The organism is Aureispira sp. CCB-QB1, from assembly GCF_000724545.1.
In the GTDB taxonomy this organism is placed as follows: Bacteria; Bacteroidota; Bacteroidia; order Chitinophagales; family Saprospiraceae; genus Aureispira.
Map to the genome: position 1 here is coordinate 1 of NZ_JHBV01000018.1, position 390 is coordinate 390.

2 tRNA genes are annotated in these 390 nt (G+C 36.2%); both read right to left on the reverse strand.

Annotation, left to right across the window (positions count from 1 at the left end):
- Positions 1-110: 110 nt before the first annotated feature.
- A tRNA-Ala gene (locus tag CG11_RS08435) sits at positions 111-187 on the reverse strand.
- 25 nt (positions 188-212) lie between these two features.
- Positions 213-286 (reverse strand) — tRNA-Ile (locus tag CG11_RS08440).
- Between the last annotated feature and the right edge of the window lie 104 nt (positions 287-390).

Consider the following 390-nt stretch of genomic DNA (forward strand, 5'->3'; position numbering starts at 1 on the left):
TCGTGCTAATTCTCATTAGCACGGAGATAATCTTTATCTATTTTGCTTTTGTTTATTCTCCAGTATGTCAATTAACTTTTTCTATAAACTACCTTTAGTAGTTTTAATTATGGTGGAGAATATCGGAGTCGAACCGATGACCTCCTGCGTGCAAGGCAGGCGCTCTAGCCAGCTGAGCTAATTCCCCATAATTTTAGTTGATGTTATATTAGTAGTCCCAGGCAGACTTGAACTGCCGACCTCTACATTATCAGTGTAGCGCTCTAACCAGCTGAGCTATGGGACTAAATATAATATCATTATATACAATTGAAACAAAACAGGATAATTAGATTCAAGCTTAAAATCTTTCTAACAAAGATTCTTTATGTGCTCTTTAAAGGAGGTATT